We start from the raw sequence: 22466 nt of genomic DNA on the forward strand, positions 1-22466 counted from the left end.
TATTATCGGTTTAGTAGGTTAGCATTACGATTTTTCCGTCCATAGTACTGACAACAATTCTGTCTTTCAGCACGAGTGGCGGATTGATCATACCATTGGAAATCTTATATTGCCAGGCTGTTTTTCCGGTTTTAGGCTCAACAGCAGACAATAATCCTTTGTCGCTAGGTACAAATATATATTTTGAATTGGTATAAATTGCAGTTGGAGCTAATTCATATGGTAATTTTATTTCAGCCTTCCAATTAACATCCATTTTATCGGCATTAACTGGCACACCGATCAATTCGCCATCCATGGTCTTGGCCAGGACCAACTTTCTATCTTTTGAAATACCCATCGACTCCCTTACACGGTATTCATCTTTCTTTTCACGCCAAATGGTTTGGCCAGTCTTTAGATCGATCGCTGTCATAAAGCGGTCCGGAGCGACGATGAAAACACGATTGTTTTCCACTACTGGATAGCAGGCTGCCGCAGAAAACATCCTATTGCTATGGCCGTTGTCCCATTTCCAAACTAATTGTCCGGTCTTTTGATCTAGCGCATAGAAACCGTTTTTCCAACTTCCGAAGATTACTTTATGATCAGCTAAGGTGGGTAAAGTCGAAACATAACCTTGAACATCATTAAAGCTCCAGATTAACTTTCCGGTTTTAACATCGATACAACGGAAGATTCCATCTGATGCGCCGATGTAGGCTTTCCCATTTTTTACCGCTGGCGAACCAAGCACTGCTTTATCAGCCTGAAGTTTCCAAAGTTCCTTTCCAGTTTTGGCATTTATGCCATAAATAAAATGGTCTGATGAACCAACCACTACTACTCCTTTATGTACTGCCGGGGTAGAATATACTTTTCCAGCCGTCTTGAAGGTCCATTGCTTCTTTCCTGTTTTCAGATCCAATGCATAGACTTCACCTACCGTATTGGCAGTGTACATCATATTTTTATCGGCCGTAATACCGGCACCGATATCACCATGGTCTTCATATTCCCAAAGCACTTTCGCTTGGCTGTTTGCATTCAATGCGTAGTTTGGTCTTTTTACACCTTGAGCAGCCTCAGGAGAGACACGTTTAAGGGGCAGTTTTAGCCAATAATCCTCGGTAATCATCAGAGGTCTTCTGACCTGGAAAAATACCGAGTCGGAAGATACAGTGATAATATTATATCCACCGACTGCATCCTTTGCACGCAGATTAGATCTGGCCATAACGCCAGGGATTCCTTCCCAATCATACAATTTATTGATGTGGCCATGTCCACATAGCGCCAGTTGCACGTTTTTGGTCTTGATGCGATTAATATTTTCATACCAATTGTTCAATGAAGAATCCAGAGGGTAATGGTTAATGGCGATCAAGGGTTTTTGTTGATCGGGATGAGCCTTAAAGATCGAATCCATCCATACCAGGTTCTCCCTTGGAATTTGACCCGGACTCATGCGCATATTAGGTCCAGAAGTCGTTCCTATAAACTGAACGCCATTATGTTCGAAAAAGAAAGTTTCAGCACCAAAAACCTTACGGAATGAGTTCGCCCCGCTTTCCGACCAGTTGCTGTCATGGTTTCCCGGAATGACATATAGTGGTAAATTCAGGCTGTCCAAAATCTGTTTTGCCAAGGCCAGTTCCTCATCGGAACCAAACTCGGTGACATCCCCCGACAGGATCACGAAGTCAATGCCTTGCTGCTGATTTAAGTCCAGAACCGTTCTGCGTAAATCATCAGCTCCTGTAGCACCACCAACATGGGTATCGGTTACTTGAGCAAATTTGAAAGTCTGAGAAAATAGGTTTAATGGTAATAGGAACAGCAAAAATAATAGTCTTCTCATAGCTTAAATATAGAGCAAAAGGTCAATTGCTTGACCTTTTGCTTAAAAATTTTCATTAATTCCAACCCGGTGTTTGGGTCAAAGTATAACCTTGGTCTTGATAAGCTTGGATCAACCCGATACTTACTGGAGAAAGGTAGTTTTTAGGTAGGACAGGTAGACGGTTAGTGAAATTTCTAACCACATAGTAACCTTCCATTTCAGTATCATTGCTTCCATCATAAGTGACAATGGTCCCATCTGCTTTTTTAACCTGTAGGCGATCTATGAAAGCCTTTAAGATTTTTCCAGGATTTTTCTTGTCGCCAAAATCTTTTACCCCGATAACCCATGAACCTAATTTATAGGTATCATCATTAAAGTTAAGGTTTTCCAATTTTTTCCAACGGCGGATATCTTGGATACGTGCATATTCGAATACAAATTCCATACGACGCTCGCGACGGATTTCCCACATAAGTGGAGATACATCAGCCTCTTTTTTAGGATCTGCAGGGATGGCTCCAAGCATTAAAGGTTCTGTTTGTTTAACACCTTTAGCTACAGCAACTGCATCCAATGGTCTGCTACGGATTGCATTGATGGATTTATCCAAGTCACCCTGAGTAACCGCAGCTCCACCATAGTTTTCAGCTAAGATCTGTTTTGCCTCTACCCAGTTTAATACTACCTCAGCGTAACGAGCTACAGGTGCATCATTGGTATTGGTATTTGAGCTCCATTTAGCAGGATATGCTTTACCAGAGTTCAAGAAATCTAAAGCCTCTCTACCAGCAAATTTATGGGCATAAACTAAAGTACCAACAGCAGGTGCATTTACCGTATCCATAAAAGTAGCTTCGAAACGAGGGTCACGAGTTTTCACCAATTCCTGTAACCTGAAGTTTTTAGCATTAGCTACTCCAGAGTTTTGGAAAGTCTTGCCATCGTTACAGATGAAAGCTTCGATCAGGTTTAAGTTTGCTGAACGAGGTTGGTTTTCTGTACCGTTGCTATAAGAAGCTACAGCATGTCTGATTGCTAAAGCATCATCATAGGTTCTGAAGAAAATAACCTCAGGGTTTCCAGCTAAGCTTTCCGACGCAAATAAGCTCTTGAAATCGGATCCGAATGTATATTTACCTGATTCCATAACGTATTGTGCCGCATCACGAGCTAGTTCCAAGTATTTCTTAGCCCTAGTTTTATCCAGGTTGTGGTAATGTTGCCAAGAACCTTCAAATAACATCATGTTGGACATCAACGTGGCTGCAACATATCTATTCAGATTGCTTACACCATCATTATCACGCATGTTTGCCAACACATATTTGAAGTCATCATATACATGGTCCATCACCTCAGCGCGAGGCGTACGGTCTTTGTACTGTTCGTCCATATTGGTCGGGTCAACGATATCGCCATAATATGGAACATCACCGAAATTACTAACCAAACGGCTATATTCATAAGCTCTGAAGAAACGAGCAACTGATGACCAGTGCTTGTATTCGTCTTCTGTCAACTTTGGTTTTGCTAAGTTTTCGATACGGTTCAACATCAAGTTAGCTTTTCTGATCCATACGAAGTTCCAGTTTGGACCTGGGTGCTCAGCACGTAAAGATGCTACCGCCGTACTTGATGAACCGCCAGGATCAGTAGGCAAGCTTGACAACAGGGCTAACTGTTGGTTTTCGGAAGTTAAATCATCGGAAAAGTTATATCCAGTTAACGGCGTATAAGCTGTCCCGAAGCTGGAGTTATAGCCAACAAAGAAGCTGGTATAAAAGTCATTTGCAAAAAGACGTAGGTCATTTTCATTTCTCCAGTAGGTAGGCTCTGAGTCCACCATGGCATTTAACTCAGGTCTATCTAGCAGGGTATTACAGCTGCTGAAGAACAGGGCTGAACCTAAAAATAAATATGATAATTTTTTCATTGTCGTAAGGATTAGAAGTTTAACTGTACACCGAATGAAGCAGATTTGAATGTTGGAGTACCAACCCCAGTTCTACCTGTGTTATAGTTACTTTCATTAAACATGGAGAATCCAGAAACTACCTCTGGGTCGATTGGCAAGCCATTCAGTTTATCCCAAGTAAAGAAGTTTTCTAAAGCCACATAAACACGTACATTGCTCAATTTAGCTGGAGCGATAAAACTCTTAGGCAATACATAACCAAATGTGATGTTCTTGATTCTAGTGTAAGATAGATCCAATAAGTATTTAGACTGAACCTGCATGTTGTTGGCGTCATTGCTACCCGCATTGTTGAATGCAGCTGGGTAGAAAGCAGCTGTGTTGTCTGGCGTCCAGTAATCATCTACGATTGCTGCTGGCATGGCACCGTCTGCTGTATTGAAACCAGCGATTGCCAATGCTCCATTACCCCACATAGCACGTTGTCCAGTACCTTGGAAGAAGATAGAGAAATCGAATCCTTTGTAATCAGCGCCTAAACGTAAACCGTAGTTATAACGTGGAGTCGTGTTACCAATGATTCTTCTATCACCTGGGTTATCTACCGTACCATCACCGTTATCGATTTCACCATCACCGTTCAAATCCTTGAATTTCACATCACCAGGACCGAAGTTGAACGTATTGGTATTTTCTAAACGAGGTTGGTAAACCCCATTAGGATCTTTTAATTGGTAAGCTTTACCATCACCATTTGCAAAGTATTTGGTCATGTCCTCCGTTAAATTGATCAACTGAGGTTTTCCATCAGCGCCTAATACGAAGTCATCCATTTGGTAAAGTCTATCGGTTTCATATCCCCAGATATCTCCATATGCAGAACCATCATAGAAAGAACCTGTTGTCCTTTGGCTCGTTACGTTATAGAATCTTGAGATAGCATCGTCAAAGTTTGCACGAACATTGATACCTAGACCACTTTCAAAACGGTGATTATAGTCAACTGCTACTTCGTAACCTTTTGTTTTTAAGGTACCGAAGTTTCCAAGAGGTGCAGCACCACCGGTAGTCCATGTTGTACCTTGGAATCCAACGAACATGTTGTTTGTATTACGAACATAGTAGTCGAAAACCAAACCTAATCTGTTGTTTAAGAAACGGGCATCAACACCAAAGTCAATAGTTTCTAGATCTTCCCAAGAGATATCTCTTAAGCTGAATGTAGGCGTAGGTACACCATAGTATTTATTCTGACCACCGATCCACAAAGTCTCGTAAGGGAACATGTTTGGTGTATACAAACTTGCAGGAACGGCTTGGTTACCGATTATCCCGTATGAACCTCTAAATTTCAAGTGAGATAATGCAGGTTTAGCCCATTGCATGAAGTTTTCTTCTGAAGCCACCCATCCAGCAGAAGCTGATGTAAACCATCTCCAGATCAAATCATCTACGAATTTTGAAGATCCATCATAACGTGCATTCGCTTCCAAAAGGTATTTGTTTTTGAAGGCATAGTTCACACGACCGAAGAAACCTACCTGACTAGTCCAGAAAGTACCACCAGAACCTGTTACTGTACCTGAAGCAAGATCGAATTGCGGATTGCTTAAGTCAAGTAGGTTAGTTTTTTGAGTCCAGTTGTATTTACCATAATCAGACACCAAGTTTGAACCCAGCATAAATTTGAATTCATGGCCGTTGTCAAGGTTTAGATTATAAGTAGAGAAAGCATTGAAAGTATGTTTGTACTCATATGCTGCACGAGCGTATACATGGTCAGGATTTGCTCCTGGCGCTGTATATTCATGTGTATTCAAGTCGTATGCTGCGATAGCTCCAGGAGAACCTGCAGGCACTACAGCACCTGTATTGTCCACATAAACCTGGTTCCCATTGGCATCTAAACGTTGAACCGGAGCAATCCAGCTGTTAGCTGCTGTAAAACGAGTACCTGGTCTAAACCAATCATAGTCTTCATTAGTAAAGTTGTAATCTACATCTAATCTCCAGTTCTTGGTCATATTGACTGTTGCACCAGCATTCAAGTTGATGTAGTTACGTTTCATTGATGCTTCGTTTGCATCTTCGTACTCCGACCATGGGCTACGGATTTTGCTTCCGTTCTCATCTAATCCCATTGGATAAACTGATGACCAACGGTACATGTAGTACCAAGGATCGGCAGTGGTAGAGTTGGTCGCATAAGGATATAGCTTTTGACGTTGGGAGAACATGGCTCCGGCACGCAAAGTCAAATAATCACTTACATCTGTAGATACCCTTACTGCAGCATTTGCTCTTTTGAATTTATCAGAGTCTCCTGCTTTCAACATACCGCTTTGAGAGATGTGTCCAAAAGTGGCGGTATATTTAGTCCTACCTACAGAACCATTGATTGAAGCATTGTTGGTAATGGTTGGAGCCCATTCCCTTACCATGTAATCATAAGGATCATAGGTTCTCAAACCAATTTTACGGGAAGTATTGGTTGGGTCAACAATCCAGTCACGTCCAAAAACAGTAGGATCGTTTGGACCTAATGTAGTTCCATATTTGTCATCCCATTCCTTCGCCATTTCATATCCTTCCGGAGTTACATAGTAGAAAGCACCAGAGATGTTTGAGCCAATACGCTCCATGGCATCTTTGGTATATTTCAAGGCATTGATCCTACCCATTTCATATTGCTTGAAAGGGTTTTGGAACGAGAAGTTATTGGAGTAGGAAATGTCGATTTTTTCACCTTTAGATCCGGTTTTCGTTGTAATCAAGATGACACCGAATGCAGCTTTAGCACCGTAGATCGATGATGAAGCGGCATCTTTCAAAACCGTAATGGATTCGATATCGTCAGGGTTCACATATTGGATACTTGGGATTTCCACGTTGTCCAATAAGATCAGAGGATCTCCTGAAGCCTGCAATGAAGCAACTGCACCACGGATTTTGATACGTGGATCAGAACCTACCTCACCCGATGGAACCGTCACGGTCAAACCAGGGGTTACCCCTTGGATACCACGACCCACATCGGCGATAGGACGACCTTCTAAGTTATCTTTTACACTGATAGTTGAAACGGCACCTGTTAAGTTACCTTTCTTTTGAGTACCATAACCCACGACAACAACCTCATCCAACAGGTCGCTGGAAGATTGAAGCGTTACGTTCATGGTATTACCAGCTACGGTAACCTCTTTGGATTCGTATCCAACATAGGAGAACCTTAAAGTCGAACCTACAGCGGCCGAAATTGAGAATTTACCTGATTCATCCGTAGAGGCTTTCACTGAGGAGCCTACTACCGAAACAGTAACACCAGCTAAGGGACCGTCCGGACCACTTACCGTACCTGTTACGGTATTTTGCAGCACCGATGAAGCATTTGTCCAGCTAGCATGGTTTCCAAGTGCAACAACACCTTTGTTTGCCTCAAAAGACGCATAAGTCGGCATTGTTAAACCCAGAGCGAGAGAAAAGAGTATAAGTCTTCGCATTGCTTTAAGATTAATAATTTATAATTTTTGTTATCATAATTCGGTTTATTCCCATCTAACTGAAACAACCGAGTTTGTTTGCGTGATAAAATGTTTTTCCAGCATCAAATGTCCCATTATGCGAATAGGCTCAATTAAATTGAGCCCTCACATGCTTGTTTTTCATTTGAAGTCTGGGTAGATCAAATATTTTGTCCTCATTTTCTTGTATTCATCCAATTCAGGTTTCCAGCTGGCTCGGATTTCATCTTCTGTCTTTCCAGCAATGATTTGCTTTCTAAGTTCATCCGTTCCGGCTAGCTTGTCGAAGAATTCTGCTCGCACAAAAAACTTAGACTTGTCTGGCATTTTATTATAGAAATCGAGTATATATTTTAAGGTAAATTTCTGTTTGTCGGCATCTAGACCTCTTAAGTCTAGCCCGTAATTGGTCGCTCCTTTTCCTTCTACGTGTTTAGCCATCCCTGCTTTTTCTCCTGGAGTAAAGGTAAAATCTCCATAAACAGGGTCGGTAAAACCAACCACTTGGAAAGGCCAGTCTGTACCGCGGCCTACGGAAATATCAGTTCCTTCAAACAGACATAATGAAGAATAAAGGCGAACTGACAAATGGTTTGGCAAACTTGGCGAAGGGATAACTGGTAGGTCGTACATGCTATCATGCGTATATCCTTGAACCGGAACCACAGTCAACTTGCATTGACGTCCATTTTCCAACCACTTCTCGCCATTGATCATCTTTGCCAATTCTCCAACGGTCAAGCCGTGGACCATGGCAATTTTATGATAAGAAACGTTGGATTTGAATTTGTCGTCCTTACGAACAGGACCATCAACCTGATCACCACATGGATTTGGTCTATCCAATACGATCAGTTCTTTGTTGTGCTTTGCACAAAGCTCCATGACACGGTGCAAGGAAGTGATGTAAGTATAGAATCGAGCACCAACATCTTGCAGATCGAAAATCATGACATCAACCGACTGAACGATTGAATCTTGTTTTTCATTGCCACCATAAAGCGTAAATAAGGGAAGACCCGTTTTAGCATCAACATCATTGCTGACCTTCTCGCCTCTTTCGATATCTCCACGGAATCCATGCTCTGGTGCGAATCCAAATTTAAGATCTACTTTCTCTCTTAACAGCACGTCTACCAAATGTTCCTTTTCCGGACCTACAACAGAGGTCTGGTTACCCATCAAACCAACTTTCTTCCCCTTCAACAAAGGCAAGTAAGCAGTGAGCTGATCGGCAGCAGGCACTATGGTTTCTTGTTTTACAGATTCAACTACAGGCTGTGAGGCATTTGAAGAGCTATTCTTCTTTGTTGAACCACAAGCACTTGTCAATAATAAACCAAGAACGGCAGAATATAAGAGTATGTTTCCCATTAATTAAGATTCGGTAAATTAGTTTCGCAATAAAAACTGGATAAAATTAAGACAAATACCGCACAATAAAGCAAATGAAACAGCAAAATCTGTCATTTTTCGCAAAACAAAACGCAAAACACGCATGAATCAGAAAATAGAGGTGTAAAAATCTGCATGAATAATTGAATGGAATCCTTGAAATTTAGCAGATTAAAGCATTTAGCTCCGCAACCGATTGCATTAGGAAGTGTAAATACTACACATATAAGTAACATTTACGTGACACTATCGTTACAGTAAATATTTTATAAAAAAGCAGGAAAGAACGTTCTTTCCTGCTTTTTTATAAAATATTTTTGTTTAAATACTATTCTATAGCTTCACCAGCATAGTCGCCTTCATTACCTAACCGGTCAATTGGCTTTACAGCAACAGCATTTAATTTATGTCCGTCCTTGCTCTTCGGCAAACTTAATTCGGATTGAGGACCATCCAAGATCTGAATGTCCCAAGTGTCTCCATAGCGCGCATAGGTTACCCATTTAAACACTTGCTCAGGCTGTTTGTGAAGCCATTTCACAAATACACTGCTCGGTTGATTGGTCAACAACAGGGTTGGCTTCAATATCGGATTAGCAGACAACCATGGGGATGCCGGAACCAAAGCCTTCTGTGAATATGGACCATCGTGCAATGCTTTTAACAACATTGGGTTTTTGGTCAATCCTGCAATACTCCAATGTACTGCGCCTACGCTATTCGGAATTACTTCACGAGTAACCGCAATCTGACGCTTGATCTCATCCGCTCTGTTGGCAGCTCTAACTTCTACCGTATTCAGACCAGGCCACAAGTGGCGGTTATGTTTGTTTTCAGATTGCCACCATTTCAACAAGCTGGTAAAGCTTTGTCTTGGTGGATCAATTGGCCAATATAATTGAGGCGTGAAATAGTCAATCCAGCCTTCATTCAACCATAATTTAGCATCAGCATAGAGTTCATCATATTGGGAGGAACCTGTTACACCAGAAGGATAACCAGGCTTCCAGATACCGAAAGGACTCAAACCAAACTTAACGGAAGGTTTTTCTTTCTTGATCTCTGTATAAATACGTTTGATGAATTTATTGACATTGTCTCTTCTCCAATCCGGGCGGCTTAGGTTACCACCGTTCTTTTTATAGGCGAACCAAGTTTTGTCGTCAGGGAAATCTGCACCACCATTATAGGTTGCATAGGGGTAGAAATAGTCATCAAAGTGTACTCCGTCGATGTCATAGCGTTTCACAATATCCATGACCACCGAAGCGGCATGGTTTTGCGTTTCTTGACTAGCTGGATCAAACCAGTACATTCCATTTCTAAGTCTTACCACATTCTCTGGCGATTTTCGCACTAGCGACTCGCTCGTCACCTGGCCTCCATTGCTGTGGTGAGCACGGTAAGGATTTAACCAGACATGCAGTTCCAATCCTCTTTTATGAGCTTCCTCGACCCAAAATTCCAATGGATCGTAATAAGGACTTGGAGCTTTTCCGATAGTTCCGGTCAAGAAATAAGACCAAGGTTCTAAGCTGGATTTATACAGGGCATCAGCAGATGGCCTTACTTGAAAGATAACCGCATTGAAATTGTTGTTTTTCAACATATCCAATAAGTTAATGGCCTCTTGCTTTTGTTGTTCTGTCGAAAGGTTGTTTTTGCTAGGCCAGTTGATATTGGCTACTGTGGCTACCCATGCTGCCCTAAATTCCCGGGGTACATTTGGTAGATTCGCTTTAAATACGGGCTTTTCTACAGGCTTCTTCTCAGCTACTTTTTCGCCTACAGGCTTTGTGGCAACCGGTTTTTCAACGGGTTTTTCATCTGTTTTTGGAGCTTCGGTTGAAGTTTCCTGAGTAACCGTAGCGGTTGGCTGTTGCAATACTTTTCCTTGCCTTCTCTTCGACCCACAGGATAAAACTATCACCATCATCAGCACAAAAAGACAAAGACTTAAGATTTTTCTCATCATAAATTCATTCTTAACCCACAAAATTAAGACTTTTATGGGCTATCCTACTAATTGTAACCTATTCTTTATATGTTAAATAATTCTTTCTCCCTGAAAAACAACCTGTTGAACCTGGAAATCTTGGTCAAAAACTAACACATTCGCTATAGATCCGGAGTTTAAGTTGCCAAGGTTATTTCTTCCGAAAAGTCTTGCAGGGTACAATGTGGCCATGCGAAGGCTTTCTTCTAAACTGATTCCCACCTTTTTGACACAGTTTTCAACGGCCTTCAACATGGTCAAGGCTGATCCTGAAAGGGTGCCATCCGGCATGGTATAATGATCATGATTGAAAACATGTTGATAAATCCCTTTGTCACATTTTGCAACCGCATCGGTGATAAGGAACAAACGGTCTCCCATTAATTCCTTAGAGATTTTGACTGTCTCAAAGTCTGAGTGGATTCCATCCACGATAATCGAAGCGCAGACCTCATCGTGGTTAAATGCTGCTCCCGGCAAACCAACATCACGATGATGGAGTGGGGACATGGCATTCCACAGATGCGTAACTGCAGGAACTCCGTGATCAAAGGCATGCGTTGCTTCCTTATAAGTTGCTGCACTATGGCCCGCCGTTACCAATACTCCCTTGTCGTTCAGGTAGTCGATGCACTCTTGATCGGTCAGTTCAGGAGCAATGGTCATCATTTTGACTATATGCTCTTTACCCTCAATGACAGACCCTAATAACTCTACGCTTGCTTTCTGGATCAGTTCTGCTGGATGAGCGCCTCGCTTTGCTGCATTTAGGAACGGTCCTTCCAAGTGTAGCCCTAAGGCAACTTTCGGTTTTGCCTCCTCAAAAACGGCAATAGCCTGGTTGAATAGTTCCAAGGTATTGGTTGCCAAAGTAAGCACAAAGGAAGTACAGCCTTGTTTCAATAGATTTTGTTCTATCCTATGGACGGAATCTATGGTCAACTCCGCTGAAAACAGGTCTTCCCCTGTTCCATAGATCTGCAAATCAATTAATCCGGGGCTTATATTGGCACCTTTCACGTCCAGTATCTCAAAACCTTCCGGCAGTTCATCTTGGGGAACAATGCCAGCAATTCGGTCTGAATCGATTAAAAGTGCATGTTGTTCAAATATTTGATATTCGGTAAAAACCCTACCGTTGATGAGGGCAAGTTTATGTTTCATCCTGCAAGTTACTTATTGTTGGCTTTTGTTGAAAATCCAAGTGCCTAATCGTATATTAGACCAGCGAAATGAGATTCCAACCCAATATCAGAACCTCATTTTTTAAGAATTATTATCAAAGAACAATAAAATCATGGCACAAAAAGAAATTCTGAATACGGATAAGGCCCCAGCAGCAATTGGCCCATACAACCAAGCGATAAAAGCAGATAAAACCCTTTATGTTTCAGGGCAGATCCCATTGATTCCAGAAAGCATGGAACTGATCACTACCGGAGTAGCCGACGAAGCTCACCAGGTATTGAAAAATGTAGGAGCAATCTTGAAAAATGCTGGCTATGACTATTCAGATGTGGTTAAGACATCGATCTTCCTAAGCAGTATGGACTATTTTGCTACCGTTAATGAGGTCTATGCAGAATATTTCAAAGAAAACCAACCAGCAAGGGAATGTGTTGCGGTAAGGACCTTACCTAAAGAGGTTAATGTGGAAATCTCCGTTATTGCCTGGAAAGGATAATAAACAACCAGAAACTTATTTCTATAGGATGCCAACAATAAATTATTGTTGGCATTTTTTGTTGCTATACCCTCCCTATCACTACAAAATCGCCTTCAAGAAAAACAGTATTGCTTTTCAACTGTTACTCACCCATACCTATAATGCGGAAAAACAACCATTTATTTTAAGAAGGTAACCTAGGTCACTTTTTTAATGAAAGAAGCTTAAGATATTTATTCACATAAAAACACTACTATGAGATTAACAGGTAAAGTAGCCATTATTACGGGAGCAGCATCTGGCATGGGCGAATCCATGACCTATTTGTTTGCAAACGAAGGTGCGAAAGTGGTAGCAACAGATATTCAGATTGATAAATTGAATGCCATTGTCGAGAAACTACAGGCTCAAGGATTTGATGCCGTAGCAGTAAAACATGATGTTTCAAACAGAGAAACTTGGTTCAACGATGTCATTCCAGCTGCATTGAATAATTTTGGGAAAGTAGATATATTGATCAACAACGCAGGGATCTCGGTTCCCACCCCTTTTGAGGAACAAGATGAAGCCCTTTGGAAAAAGACTTACGATATCAACATCAACAGTGTGATGTTGGGCATGCAAGCCGTCCTTCCACATATGAAGGAAAATGGCGGTAGTATCGTGAATATTTCATCGATTGCAGCCTTGACCGGAATGTCAGGACCAGGATCTTACACCGCTTCAAAGGGTGGAGTTTCTGCGATTACCCGAGCAGCGGCCGTAGATTTCGGAAAAATGAAAATACGCGTCAATGCAATTAATCCCGGTTATATCATGACTCCAATGGCTGAAGCTCATCTCAACAACCCACAGTACAGACCCCATTTCATGTCCATTATCCCGATGAAGGATTATGGTACCGCAGAGGATATCGCCTTAGCCGCCTTGTTTTTAGCCTCAGATGATGCCCGTTACATCACTGGAATCAACTTGGCTGTGGATGGTGGAACCACCATAATTTAACCCTAAATCTATCTATATAAAACAGTGAAAAGCTCCTCGATTCTGAGGAGCTTTTGTTGTTATCAGAGCTTGAGTTGAAAGTTTTTATTATTTTAGTGGGATTATCTATCCCATGGCAGATTTATCGTTAATAACTCCCATAGAATATCTCAAAGGTGTAGGACCGCAGAAAGCGGATGTCCTCAAGAAAGAGCTTCAGATCTTTACGATTGGAGACCTTTTGCAGGATTACCCTTTTCGATATATCGACCGCACCAAATTCCATAAGATCCGCGAGCTCCACCCTGACATGGTTGGTGCCCAAGTTCTGGGAAGATTGATGAGCCTGCAGGAAGTTGGCGAAAAACGGGGAAGGCGACTGGTCGGTCAATTCAAGGATGATACAGGAATGATGGAATTGGTATGGTTTCAAAGCATTTCCTGGTTAAGAAAAGGACTAAAGGTCGGTGCTGCCTATATTATCTACGGAAAACCAACAGAATTCAACGGTGCAATTTCCATTACCCATCCAGAGATGGAGCTCTACCAACAACAGGGCAAAAAGGTTGGAAACATGACCATGCAACCGGTCTATTCTTCCACTGAAAAGCTTAAGAAGTTCAACCTGGATTCCAAAGGCATCCAAAAGCTGCAACAAACAGCCTTAGAGACTACCTTAAGAACAGTTTCTGAAACATTGCCAAACTACATTCTTGACAAATACAAACTCTTGCCCCTTCAACAGGCTCTGCTGAGCATTCACTTTCCTCAAAACGAGCAGTTGATGAAAGCGGCAATAAATAGGTTGAAGTTTGAAGAACTCTTCTTTATTCAACTTCGCCTATTGAAAAACAAACAGCTGAACACCCAACGATATAAAGGTCATCAATTCAACAAGGTTGGCGAAAAGTTCAATACATTCTTCAATGAGAGATTGCCCTTTCCACTTACCAATGCCCAAAAAAGGGTAGTGAAGGAAATTCGCATAGATTGTAATACGGGAGCACAGATGAATCGACTGGTGCAAGGGGATGTCGGCTCTGGGAAGACCGTAGTGGCTTTGATGAGCATGCTCTTGGCAATCGACAATGGGTACCAAGCCTGTATGATGGCGCCTACGGAAATCCTTGCCACCCAACACTACAATGGTTTAAGGGAATTATTGGGAGATGATATCTGTACTGTCAAGCTATTGACGGGTTCAACACCTGCAAAGGCAAGAAGGATCATCCATCAGGAATTGGAAAATGGAACGCTCGATATCCTGATCGGTACTCATGCCCTGATTGAAGATAAAGTAAAGTTCAAGAATATTGGCTTTGTGGTAATCGATGAACAGCATCGATTTGGAGTAGAACAGAGAGCTAAACTATGGCGCAAAAACCTGATTCCTCCACACATGTTGGTGATGACCGCAACGCCTATCCCAAGGACCTTGGCCATGACCATGTATGGAGACCTTGATATTTCCATTATCGATGAGTTGCCAGCTGGTAGAAAGCCAATCAAAACCGTGCACTTTTTCGAAAACCAACGCCTACGTGTATTTGGTTTCATGCGCGATGAAATCGCAAAAGGTCGCCAAGTCTATATCGTATATCCATTGATCAAGGAGAGCGAAAAGATGGACCTTCTATACCTAGAGGCCGGACTTGAAGGCTTGATGCGGGAATTTCCATTGCCTGAATTCCGGATCAGTATTGTTCATGGCAAGATGCCGGTAAAGGACAAAGACTTCGAAATGCAGCGTTTTATAAAGGGTGAAACCCAGATCATGGTGGCAACAACGGTAATTGAAGTTGGGGTAAATGTTCCGAATGCCTCTGTGATGGTCATTGAAAACTCGGAACGCTTTGGCCTTTCCCAACTGCATCAGCTCCGTGGTCGGGTAGGTCGTGGTGCGGAGCAATCGTTCTGTATCTTAATGTCCAGCAATAAACTGAGCAAAGAGGGCAGAACCCGATTGGAAACCATGGTGCGGACCAATGATGGCTTTGAAATTGCTGAAGTGGACCTGCAACTCCGTGGTCCTGGAGACCTTTCTGGCACGCAGCAATCTGGTGTTTTGGAAATGAAAATCGCTGATCTTGCTAAAGATCAAGCCATCCTTTCTGAGGCTAGGCAATTGGTCATCCAGATCTTTAAGGAGGACCAAAACCTGCAAGAAGAACGCAATCAACTCTTAGCCCAGTATTTAAGCAAAAGCTCCCCTGCTATTTCATGGGACAAAATCTCGTAAAAACCGTAACTTTGTAAACTTGTTTCTACTTAAACAAGGTTTAAACAGGCAACAACCATTTCATTGGAACGCTTGTTCACTATTTAAAAACATTAAATGGCAAGATTTAAGATATATGACACGGCAGTAAAGCCAGAAACAGCAGTATTGGTGAGTGTAATCACTCCTGATGTTTCGGATGAAACCGCCAAAGAATATTTAGAAGAATTAGAGTTTTTGGTAACCACTGCAGGTGGTGTCACCAAAGGAATTTTCACCCAGAAACTAGCTTTCCCAGATCGTGCAACCTTTGTAGGATCAGGTAAGCTTGATGAAATCAAGGAATTTATCCAAGCTGAAGAAATAGATATCGTCGTATTTGATGATGAACTTTCTCCTTCTCAATTAAGGAACATAGAAAAGTATTTCAACATCAAGGTACTCGATCGCTCCAACTTGATTTTGGACATCTTTGCAAAGCATGCAAAAACGGCGCAGGCAAAGACCCAGGTGGAACTTGCCCAACTGCAATATTTATTGCCCCGATTGACCCGAATGTGGACTCACTTAGAGCGTCAGCGCGGGGGTATTGGTATGCGTGGTCCGGGTGAAAGCCAGATTGAGAGTGATAGACGGATGATCTTGAATAAAATCTCCCTGTTGAAGGATAGATTAAAAGTCATCGACAAACAGAATGAGACCCAACGCAAGAACAGAGGCGAGATGATCCGAGTGGCCTTGGTCGGCTATACCAACGTTGGTAAGTCCACCATCATGAACATGATCTCAAAATCCGATGTATTGATCGAGAACAAACTGTTCGCTACGCTGGATACGACGGTTAGAAAGGTTGTAATTGACAATCTCCCATTCCTTTTGTCAGATACCGTTGGATTTATCCGCAAACTACCTCACCATTTAGTGGAATGTTTCAAATCCACCCTAGATGAGGTCAGAGAGGCCGATGTATTGATCCATGTGGTGGATATTTCCCACCCCTATTTCGAAGACCATATCCGTGCAGTAAATGAAACCCTGAAGGATATCGGTGCTGTTGACAAACCGATCATTACGGTTTTCAACAAGATCGACGCCTATAAACCTCCGGTTGAACTGGATGAAGACGGTGAAGAGATAAAAGTAACCCTGGATGATTTCAGGAACTCTTGGATGGCGAAAAATGCCGATCCTGCAATTTTCATCTCTGCAACCAACAAAACAAACGTCGAGGAATTCAAGGAAAAAGTATATAATATCGTTGTGAAAATGCACAACGCCAGATACCCATATAACAACCTGTTGTATTAGGAAAACAAAATGCAAAACAAAGAAGTAAAGTTTATTGATTGGGGATTACTGGATTATCAAGAAGCTTGGGACAAACAAGAAGCGATTTTTGCAAAGACCCTCGCCATCAAACATGAAAACCGAGTAAATAACACGCAGGATCCAACACCCAACTTTTTGATATTTACCGAACATCCACATGTCTATACCCTTGGCAAAAGTGGACATTTGGAATACCTGTTATTGGATGAAGAAGGGTTAAAGGAGAAAGAAGCAACTTTCTATAAGATCAATAGAGGTGGCGACATCACCTATCATGGCCCCGGCCAGATTGTCGGCTATCCGATCTTAGATCTGGACAACTTTTTCACAGACATCCATCTTTACCTGCGAACATTAGAGGAAGCCATAATCCTGACCCTTGCCGATTACGGCATCGAAGCTGGAAGGTATCCAGGCTATACCGGTGTTTGGCTAGACCCTGATAATGAAAAGGCTAGAAAGATCTGTGCCATGGGCGTTAGAGCTTCACGCTGGGTAACTATGCATGGCTTCGCCTTTAACGTCAATGCAGACCTTGCCTATTTTGGCAACATCGTCCCTTGTGGAATAGATGACAAGGATGTTACTTCCATGGAAAGGGAATTAGGACATAAAGTTGATGTTGAAGAAGTGAAGGCAAAACTCAGGACCCACTTGGCAGCACTATTCAAAATGGAACTGCAATAAGCATATTCAACAAAAATGAAGGAGCTGTTATGATCATAACAGCTCCTTCATTTTTGTATCTTAAATATGGGATTACCCCGTTATGATCTGAATGGATTGATAAGAATATTCTTCCACATATATTTCCGTTTGCACCTGCTTGCTGATCTCAAAAAGCGGAGTTGATTCGGTTCTTTTCGCAACAGACATCTTAAATTCTTGGCAATGGGGTGCAAAGACCCGCTCAACCAACTCTACAGAATTGTTCTCGCCCGAAAGGTGACCCAGTATCAAATGCTTTAAACGCTTAGACTTATTCTCAATAAAGGCTTCCAAGGATATTTTATTGGAAAGGTGACCCCAGCCTCCCTTAATCCTGTTCTTTAAATGATAAGGATATCTTCCTGTCAAGAGCATTTCCTCATCATAATTAGCTTCCAAAAACAGGATATCCGCAATGCGGATTGCTTTCTTCACATTTTCACAGATCCTTCCCAAATCGGTAAGAACCGAAATATTCAGCTCCCCATCAGAGACCAAAAAGCTGCAAGGTTCTTGCGCATCATGGTATTTAGGAATACCATAAACAGCGAGATCTTCTAAATTAACAACTGAATTCGGCTTGATAAAATTGATCAGGTAGCTCGGCAATTGCAATCTGGATGATTCATATGTCCCCACAGTCAGATAAACTGGAATCTGGTACCTCTTCAGGAAAACAGATAAGCCAGAAATATGGTCGGTATGTTCATGGGTGATAAAGATGGCATTGATACTCGCAGGATTTATCCCCAGCGATGCCATCCTTAAATGCAGATGCTTGCTATTGATTCCGGCATCAATTAAAATGGAAGTATTGCCCTTAGCAATATAATAGCTATTTCCATTACTTCCAGAAGCTAATGCCGCATATCGAATCATTTTACAAAGATAGAAAAATCGAAAATAAAAGAGCCGCCCAAACGGACAGCTCTCCAACTATTTGAATATTTCTTTTTTGAAACTAACATTCAGGTAAACTCAACGGAACTTTAATCGCAAGGCCACCATCTGCCGTTTCTTTATATTTCACATTCATGTCCTGAGCAGTATCCCACATTGTGCTCACCACTGCATCCAGACTTACTTTCGCCTTATCAGGGTTAGATTGAAGGGCCAATTGAGCAGCAGTAATGGCCTTGATAGCTCCCATAGTGTTTCTTTCGATACAAGGAATCTGCACTAGCCCTCCGATCGGGTCACAGGTCAGTCCCAGATGATGCTCCATCGCAATCTCTGCAGCCATCAACACTTGCCTCTGCGAACCACCCAAACACTCGGTCAGTGCTCCAGCAGCCATAGCCGATGAAACCCCGATTTCTGCTTGACAGCCGCCCATGGCAGCAGAAATGGTAGCTCCTTTTTTGAAAATAGATCCAATTTCCGAAGCCGTAGCTATAAATTGAATGATCTTATCCTCTTTATAGCAATCATGGAATACGATATAGTATTGCAGTACTGCGGGAATCACTCCAGCAGCACCATTGGTTGGCGCTGTTACCACTCGTCCAAACGAAGCATTCTCCTCATTCACGGCCAGAGCAAAACAACTTACACAGTCAAGGATGTAGCCAAAATCCCTGCCTCCAGCACGGATTGCCTCTACCCAACTGTCAAAGTCCGAATACTCACGCCCTTTCAGCATCTTTTTGTTCAGTTTGGATGCACGCCTTTCCACATGCAGTCCTCCTGGCAAAACTCCGTCCGTATGGCAGCCCTTATAGATACATTCCTTAATGGTTTGGAAGATCTTTAAAACGCCATCCCTAGTTTCCTGTTCGGAACGCCAAGAACATTCATTCTCCAACACCAATTCCGAAATCTTCAGTCCGGTACGCATACAGGCAACCATCAATTCCTGCGCGGTATCAATTGGAAAAGGAAGATCGATCTCAGACAGTACACTTTCGGTATCATTTTCCTGAACCACAAACCCACCACCTATTGAATAATAGGTTTCAGAAATAGCAGTCCCATTGTCCAAAAATGCCTGAAAAGTAACTGCGTTGGGGTGAAATGGAAGACTTTGATCATAAAGGAATAGCAGATCATCGGTATAAGAAAAGTCAATCTCCTTTTTACCTCCCAGGCTCATCTTTTTATTAGCCTTGATGCGATTCACCTTCGGAAGGACATCATTGACATCAAACGTCACAGGATCGTCCCCACTCATGCCCAGTAGCACTGCGATATCAGTACCATGACCAACACCCGTCTTCGCCAAAGAGCCATACAAAAGGATCTTCACCTCCACAACATGATCTAAGGCCTCCCTGTTCTGAAATGCTTCAACGAAACGTTGGGCTGCGCGCCAAGGGCCTAAAGTATGTGAACTGGAAGGTCCAATCCCTATCTTAAACATATCAAATATAGAAATCTGCTCTTTTGCCATAATTCTCAATCTACATAGCAAAATTAGTCTTTCTTTTGAATAAAAAAAGCCAGTAAAACTTACTGGCTACTTTATTTTTATGTTAACAAACTTAGATTACAAACCTGCTCCGTTTTCTAAATCCTCCGAAATGCTAACTGGCAATTTACCTTCTGGTTTAATTTGTTTCAACAACGCCTTTAAAACAGCTTTCTGCATGAAAAAGTCATTTTGATAACCTAAAAGAACAGATGAACTGCGCATCACATCCACCGAGTTCATCGCATATGGATTGGTAAACATCACTGAAATCGTTCTCCTACCGGCAATCTTATCGATAAAATCTTTGGTAGCATCGTTTAAAACCAATTCACTACGCGGTCTACTACGGTTATCATGGATGACCAATACAATCTGACGGTTATCTTTCGCCTCCTTCATCAATTCTTTCAACTGCTCTTCGGTTTCATCTCCTTTGATAAAAAACTGATCAATTTCGTTCAACTGCAAGGCCAGACCTTTCTCAAAATCTTGAGCTTGATCAATTCCTACACTCACGATTGAAGTTGATTTTTTCGGATCAAATCTTTTTAATCCACGGTCTGATTTCAATAAGGTCACCGCAGCATCTGAAATGCGCTGCACCAAACTCTGTGCTGCAGGCGTATTCAAATCTTCATAAAGTCTATTGGTATTTACCGGTTTCACTTGGTTTAAGCCCAACCATAATTTCGCTGCCAAAACTTTTTTCACCCTAGCATCGATATCTGCTTGGGAAAGTCTGCCCGATTTGATTGCTTTTTCAACAAGATCGATTGCACGACCGCTGTTTTCAGAAACTTCCAAAAGATCATGACCCGCTTCAATAGCCATCACATCAGCCTCCCCATTCGGGAAAAACTTCTTCACCCCATTCATGTCCATGGCATCAGTGACTGTAAGACCTTTAAATCCCAATTCCTTACGGATAATATCCGTCACTACTTTTTTGGAAATGGATGAAGGGATATTTGGCGTATTGTCCAACGCTGGTATATTCATGTGTGCCACCATCACAGACGGAGCACCATCTTTGATCAACTGTCTGAATGGATACATTTCAAGGCTATCCAATCTCGCTTTATCAAACTTCAACTGCGGAAGGTCATGGTGTGAGTCCACATCGGTATCACCATGCCCAGGGAAATGCTTCAACGATGCTAAGATGCCACCTTGAACCATTCCATCCATATAGGCTTTAGCCTTTTCAGTAACCTTATACTTATTGTCACCGAAGGAACGGAAGTTAATAACTGGATTATTTGGATTGTTATTGATGTCTACAACAGGAGCAAAATTAAAGTGCATCCCAATGCGTTGGAAATCACGCGCCACCTGTCTACCCATTTCATATAACAGATTATTGTTCTGAATAGCACCCAAAGTCATCTGATAAGGATATGAGATCGTCGAATCTGGCATACGCATGCCCAATCCCCATTCCCCATCGAATGTAATCAACAAAGGCACCTTGCTCACTTTATCATATTGATTGAACATATTGGCATGTCTTACAGGTCCTCCTTGGAACACGACCAGACCACCCAATTGTTCCTTCTCAATCACTTGCTTTACGGAGTCTACATATTTTTGACCCAAGTTGGTATGCGCCCTCACCAAGAAAAGCTGACCTATGCGTTGCTTCGGTGTCAAGGTATTGAACACGGAATCAACCCAAGAATGCTTTTGATTGATAAAATCTACGAAATTGGGGTTGTTCTGCGCGAATGCTGCAGAAATAAGCATCATGGATAGCAATCCAAAACTGAAGAGTTTCTTAATCATCACAATATAGTTTACACGAAATACGGCATTTTTACTTGTTTTTTAAAATATTTTGCGCTTTTAAAAAACAACACGCAGGAACACGCAATACTAAAGGTTATATTTAGCCTCTACCAAAGCAGCTAAATCAGCTGCATTTTCAAGCTCCCCACAAGCCTCTTTCTTCCATAACATATCAATGATCAGCAAGAGGTATTGAGTTTCCAGATCGGGATTGGCATAACCCAGTTCTTCAAACGCTTTATGGACGATGGGTTGAACGGGCTTAATGAAGAGTTCGTGTTGAGATTTGGAGAAACTATGATGTGAAAGTCGTTCTTGCAATTTCCAGAACAAGGGATCATCGGCAACCAATTTACTCGGGAACTGAACCATGTTCCTAAGAAAATCCTTCGCCCCTTTATAGGTCATCATCCCTTTGTGATGAAGCAGCACCTTCCTATAACCTGACTTCACGATATGGGCCAACAAAGCATCCTTGTTTCCGAAATGCTTAAAGATAAGTGCTTCAGAAACTCCAGCTTTGGCAGCAATCTCCTTGGTCGAGGTATCAAGGTATCCCTTTATTGCAAATAACTGTAAGGCAGTTTGCAGAATTTTTTCCTTCCTACTGAGTGTCGTTTCTTTCATTGATTGTAATAAGCAAATATATCCAATTTTTCTGAAATTGCCTTGGCCAAGCAATTTGACCGCTATGTAACATCTCTAATGCGACTC

Annotated in this window: 15 protein-coding genes; 5 read left to right on the forward strand and 10 right to left on the reverse strand. The window is 42.0% G+C overall.

Features of this window, described 5'->3' with window-relative positions; all coding sequences use genetic code 11:
- Positions 1-10: 10 nt before the first annotated feature.
- The 6 genes from RT138_RS11410 to nagA form a co-directional block, all read right to left on the reverse strand.
- Positions 11-1840: a PQQ-binding-like beta-propeller repeat protein gene (locus tag RT138_RS11410; RefSeq protein WP_313190777.1), complete on the reverse strand. Its 1830-nt coding sequence runs from the start codon at positions 1838-1840 to the stop codon at positions 11-13.
- A gap of 55 nt (positions 1841-1895) precedes the next feature.
- On the reverse strand, positions 1896-3758 hold the full coding sequence (locus tag RT138_RS11415) for a RagB/SusD family nutrient uptake outer membrane protein (protein ID WP_313190778.1): 1863 nt from the start codon (positions 3756-3758) through the stop codon (positions 1896-1898).
- Positions 3759-3769: 11 nt separating this feature from the next.
- On the reverse strand, positions 3770-7240 hold the full coding sequence (locus RT138_RS11420) for a SusC/RagA family TonB-linked outer membrane protein (RefSeq protein WP_313190779.1): 3471 nt from the start codon (positions 7238-7240) through the stop codon (positions 3770-3772).
- Positions 7241-7402: 162 nt separating this feature from the next.
- Positions 7403-8635: a DUF1343 domain-containing protein gene (locus RT138_RS11425; protein ID WP_313190780.1), complete on the reverse strand. Its 1233-nt coding sequence runs from the start codon at positions 8633-8635 to the stop codon at positions 7403-7405.
- Between the two features lie 349 nt (positions 8636-8984).
- A complete protein-coding gene (locus RT138_RS11430; RefSeq protein WP_313190781.1) occupies positions 8985-10631 on the reverse strand; it encodes a family 10 glycosylhydrolase in 1647 nt (548 codons plus the stop codon).
- A gap of 72 nt (positions 10632-10703) precedes the next feature.
- Complete coding sequence (gene nagA / locus RT138_RS11435) at positions 10704-11816, reverse strand: N-acetylglucosamine-6-phosphate deacetylase (RefSeq protein WP_313190782.1); 1113 nt, start codon at positions 11814-11816, stop codon at positions 10704-10706.
- 133 nt (positions 11817-11949) lie between these two features.
- On the opposite strand from nagA, the gene RT138_RS11440 reads away from it, so the two are divergent.
- The 5 genes from RT138_RS11440 (at position 11950) to lipB (ending at position 17536) form a co-directional block, all read left to right on the forward strand.
- On the forward strand, positions 11950-12336 hold the full coding sequence (locus RT138_RS11440; RefSeq protein ID WP_313190783.1) for a RidA family protein: 387 nt from the start codon (positions 11950-11952) through the stop codon (positions 12334-12336).
- Positions 12337-12573: 237 nt separating this feature from the next.
- Positions 12574-13323 carry an SDR family oxidoreductase gene (locus RT138_RS11445; RefSeq protein ID WP_313190784.1) on the forward strand — a complete coding sequence of 250 codons (750 nt, stop codon included), beginning with the start codon at positions 12574-12576 and terminating at the stop codon, positions 13321-13323.
- Between the two features lie 112 nt (positions 13324-13435).
- Entirely contained in the window at positions 13436-15541 is a 2106-nt protein-coding gene (gene recG / locus RT138_RS11450; RefSeq protein WP_313190785.1) for an ATP-dependent DNA helicase RecG, read from the forward strand.
- Positions 15542-15637: 96 nt separating this feature from the next.
- Entirely contained in the window at positions 15638-16828 is a 1191-nt protein-coding gene (hflX, locus tag RT138_RS11455; RefSeq protein ID WP_313190786.1) for a GTPase HflX, read from the forward strand.
- Between the two features lie 9 nt (positions 16829-16837).
- Positions 16838-17536, forward strand: a complete 699-nt coding sequence (gene lipB / locus RT138_RS11460) for a lipoyl(octanoyl) transferase LipB (protein WP_313190787.1) — start codon at positions 16838-16840, stop codon at positions 17534-17536.
- Positions 17537-17608: 72 nt separating this feature from the next.
- Here lipB and RT138_RS11465 read toward each other — a convergent pair whose 3' ends face one another.
- The 4 genes from RT138_RS11465 to RT138_RS11480 all read right to left on the reverse strand — a co-directional run bounded on the left by RT138_RS11465 (position 17609) and on the right by RT138_RS11480 (position 22379).
- Positions 17609-18436 carry an MBL fold metallo-hydrolase gene (locus tag RT138_RS11465; protein WP_313190788.1) on the reverse strand — a complete coding sequence of 276 codons (828 nt, stop codon included), beginning with the start codon at positions 18434-18436 and terminating at the stop codon, positions 17609-17611.
- 82 nt (positions 18437-18518) lie between these two features.
- Positions 18519-19946: an L-serine ammonia-lyase gene (locus RT138_RS11470; RefSeq protein ID WP_313190789.1), complete on the reverse strand. Its 1428-nt coding sequence runs from the start codon at positions 19944-19946 to the stop codon at positions 18519-18521.
- Positions 19947-20042: 96 nt separating this feature from the next.
- On the reverse strand, positions 20043-21749 hold the full coding sequence (locus RT138_RS11475) for a glycoside hydrolase family 3 N-terminal domain-containing protein (RefSeq protein ID WP_313190790.1): 1707 nt from the start codon (positions 21747-21749) through the stop codon (positions 20043-20045).
- Between the two features lie 90 nt (positions 21750-21839).
- Positions 21840-22379 carry a TetR/AcrR family transcriptional regulator gene (locus tag RT138_RS11480; protein WP_313190791.1) on the reverse strand — a complete coding sequence of 180 codons (540 nt, stop codon included), beginning with the start codon at positions 22377-22379 and terminating at the stop codon, positions 21840-21842.
- Between the last annotated feature and the right edge of the window lie 87 nt (positions 22380-22466).

The sequence above is a fragment of the Sphingobacterium sp. genome, from assembly GCF_032065005.1.
Taxonomy (GTDB): Bacteria; Bacteroidota; Bacteroidia; order Sphingobacteriales; family Sphingobacteriaceae; genus Sphingobacterium.

Coding starts and splice junctions, on each gene's coding strand:
- recG (WP_313190785.1), top strand. CDS start 13,436: ATGGCAGATTTATCGTTAATAACTCCCATAGAATATCTCAAAGGTGTA.
- RT138_RS11475 (WP_313190790.1), bottom strand. CDS start 21,749: ATGATTAAGAAACTCTTCAGTTTTGGATTGCTATCCATGATGCTTATT.
- RT138_RS11440 (WP_313190783.1), top strand. CDS start 11,950: ATGGCACAAAAAGAAATTCTGAATACGGATAAGGCCCCAGCAGCAATT.
- RT138_RS11410 (WP_313190777.1), bottom strand. CDS start 1,840: ATGAGAAGACTATTATTTTTGCTGTTCCTATTACCATTAAACCTATTT.
- RT138_RS11445 (WP_313190784.1), top strand. CDS start 12,574: ATGAGATTAACAGGTAAAGTAGCCATTATTACGGGAGCAGCATCTGGC.
- RT138_RS11430 (WP_313190781.1), bottom strand. CDS start 10,631: ATGATGAGAAAAATCTTAAGTCTTTGTCTTTTTGTGCTGATGATGGTG.
- hflX (WP_313190786.1), top strand. CDS start 15,638: ATGGCAAGATTTAAGATATATGACACGGCAGTAAAGCCAGAAACAGCA.
- RT138_RS11415 (WP_313190778.1), bottom strand. CDS start 3,758: ATGAAAAAATTATCATATTTATTTTTAGGTTCAGCCCTGTTCTTCAGC.
- RT138_RS11425 (WP_313190780.1), bottom strand. CDS start 8,635: ATGGGAAACATACTCTTATATTCTGCCGTTCTTGGTTTATTATTGACA.
- RT138_RS11480 (WP_313190791.1), bottom strand. CDS start 22,379: ATGAAAGAAACGACACTCAGTAGGAAGGAAAAAATTCTGCAAACTGCC.
- nagA (WP_313190782.1), bottom strand. CDS start 11,816: ATGAAACATAAACTTGCCCTCATCAACGGTAGGGTTTTTACCGAATAT.
- RT138_RS11420 (WP_313190779.1), bottom strand. CDS start 7,240: ATGCGAAGACTTATACTCTTTTCTCTCGCTCTGGGTTTAACAATGCCG.
- lipB (WP_313190787.1), top strand. CDS start 16,838: ATGCAAAACAAAGAAGTAAAGTTTATTGATTGGGGATTACTGGATTAT.
- RT138_RS11470 (WP_313190789.1), bottom strand. CDS start 19,946: ATGGCAAAAGAGCAGATTTCTATATTTGATATGTTTAAGATAGGGATT.
- RT138_RS11465 (WP_313190788.1), bottom strand. CDS start 18,436: ATGATTCGATATGCGGCATTAGCTTCTGGAAGTAATGGAAATAGCTAT.